Annotated in this window: 3 protein-coding genes; 2 read left to right on the plus strand and 1 reads right to left on the minus strand. The window is 44.2% G+C overall.

Going from position 1 to position 2,517, the window contains the following annotated elements; genetic code table 11:
• The coding region (locus tag RRG12_RS42835) for a hypothetical protein (RefSeq protein WP_420763268.1) at positions 1 to 546 on the minus strand (546 nt) is incomplete at its 3' end.
• 265 nt (positions 547 to 811) lie between these two features.
• On the opposite strand from RRG12_RS42835, the gene RRG12_RS42840 reads away from it, so the two are divergent.
• Both RRG12_RS42840 and murQ read left to right on the plus strand, forming a co-directional pair.
• Entirely contained in the window at positions 812 to 1,240 is a 429-nt protein-coding gene (locus RRG12_RS42840) for a DUF3110 domain-containing protein (protein ID WP_420763269.1), read from the plus strand.
• A gap of 109 nt (positions 1,241 to 1,349) precedes the next feature.
• Positions 1,350 to 2,276, plus strand: coding sequence for an N-acetylmuramic acid 6-phosphate etherase (gene murQ, locus RRG12_RS42845; protein ID WP_420763270.1), 927 nt, complete (start codon positions 1,350 to 1,352; stop codon positions 2,274 to 2,276).
• Positions 2,277 to 2,517 lie beyond the last annotated feature (241 nt).

Here is a 2,517-nt window from a genome sequence, read left to right on the forward strand (position 1 = left end):
GTCCCCTGCTTCCTCTGCCCTCTCCTGCGGCATCAACGCCAGCTTGGCATTGCGAAACCGCAAATTGTCCAAATCGGTTTTAATTGCGCCGCCTTTACCTGACGACGCTATAGTAGTGGAAACCCAGCGCCCTTGGTCATCTTGGTCAATGTAAATATCTGGATTGACTAAGGTAACATCTAGCTTTAAGTGGCGGTTAAAGATTAGTTGTGGCAGGGCAAAACCCACCTCTACAGCTTCGACTGCGGCCCGATCTGGATCTGTGGGTGTGGCTGGAATAGCTGAAGCCCCAAACTGCACTCCCGTCAACGAAAATTGTGTGACTCTTCCCAGTTTTACCGGACGGTTGAGTGTAGTCGTGAGACTTTGTTGTGCCAAAGGTGTTAATTCTGTTTGGACAAAAGTCCACAACCGCCAAATACCGATGATAACTCCTAACAGTAAAAGTCCGCCCAAAGTAATGCTACCCCGACTCAACACCAGCAACCACAGACGCTTGCGGATAGGGGACGGGGAGAGAATATCTTGATTGGGAGTTTTAGTCATTTGCTTTCACTGTATTAATTACCAGATGTCGCTGGCACACACAAGCATTAACTGACACATTCATTCAGTATGCCATTTCCAGGATACGCCAACTAAACCCAAGACCTCATTGGTTAAGTTACGGTATTTGCTTGATCCAATACTTATGCTTAATAATATTGGGGTTTTCAGGAAAATCTGATCTCAATAGAGTGAAAATTGTTCCTTTGACTTTCGCACAGGTGCAACCTAGAACTTTAATATGAATAGACCTTAAAAAAGACAGATGATTACACCAATGCGTGTCTTTGTATTAATTTTTAATGCTCGAACGGAAAATGAGGGGATTCACACGATTCGGGAAGGCGATCGCAATAAAATTCTGATGTTCGAGTCAGAAGACGACGCCACGCGCTTTGCCTTAATGCTGGAAGCTCAGGATTTTCCCGCACCTACACCAGAGCCGATCGATGCTGAGGAAATCAAGGAATTTTGCGAAAGTGCTGGATATGAATGGGAAATCATCCCAGAAAACAGCAATTTAGTTGTCACTCCCCCAGAACTGAATGTCGAAGAAACTGATTGGCAAGCAGACGCCCAGAAGAAGGATACTGTTGAAGACACCTTCCCTCTCAATCAACAGCCACTAGAAGAACCAGAATTGTCTGATTCTGAACTAGAGAAGATGCGTCGCAAATTGGAAGGATTGTTGTAATTAGTCATTAGTCATTAGTCATTGGTCATTGGTCATTGGTCATTGGTCGCTAATTGACTAATGACAATAGACGTAGGCGGCTTACTGTAGGACAAATGACAGAGGACAAATGACAAACTTGCAGGAACGTGGGCATCTTTTAACCGAGCTGGTAAATCCTAATAGTCTAAACTTAGACCAACTCAGTTCTCTGGAATTGGTGGAGTTGTTTAATAACGAAGACCAAAAGGCAGTCGCAGCAGTTGCAGCGGCGAAAATTCAGTTGGCTGAAGCAATTGAGCGCACCGCAGAGCGTTTGCGCCACGGAGGACGCCTATTCTATATCGGTGCGGGGACAAGTGGCAGGTTAGGGGTGTTAGATGCTGCTGAGTGTCCACCTACTTTTTGTACACCCCCAGAGTTGGTAGAGGGGATTATTGCTGGTGGTGCTGGGGCGCTGGTACGTAGTTCCGAAGATTTAGAAGACAGTATCGAAGATGGTGAGGCTGCGATCGCTGGGCGACATATTACCCAGCTAGATGTCGTAGTCGGCATTACCGCTGGTGGGACAACGCCTTATGTCCACGGTGCGCTTCATGCTGCTCGTCAGCGAGGAGCCATTACTATTTTTATCGCCTGTGTTCCGGCTGAACAAGTTAGCTTTGATGCCGATATTGACATTCGGCTATTGACAGGGCCAGAAATCATTGCTGGCTCAACTCGTCTGAAAGCTGGTACAGCTACAAAGTTAGCTTTAAATATTCTTTCTACCGGGGTAATGGTCAAATTAGGCAAAGTTTATGGCAATCGGATGGTGGATGTAGCGGTAACAAATCAAAAGTTACGCGATCGCGCTTTGCGAATTTTGCAAGACCTCACAGGTTTAAGTCGGGAAGCTTCTGGTTTTTTACTAGAACGCAGTGGTAAATGGGTGAAGCTAGCGCTATTAATGCACTGGACTGGTTTAGAAAAAGACGAAGGTGATCGGCTTCTTTCAGAACACCAAAGTAATCTCAGGGAAGCTGTTGTCAGCTATCAAAACCATAAGCAACCTTGAAAAATATTCCTAAATAAATATTCTAAAAAAAGGCGTGCTACTTCTCTTAGTAGCACGCCTTTTTTTAGAAAATATTCCCTATAAAACCTGATATAGCAGGAGGTAAAAGTATTACTATTCCTAGCCTTGGGGTTTTTAAAATGTCCTAACCTATGTGGCTACGGCTATATTAGCTATGGATAATTAAGAATAGTAAACTTAAATAACTATTTTTAATATTTATTGTCAATCTCAATAATGA

The sequence above is a fragment of the Nostoc sp. CALU 546 genome (assembly GCF_048836525.1).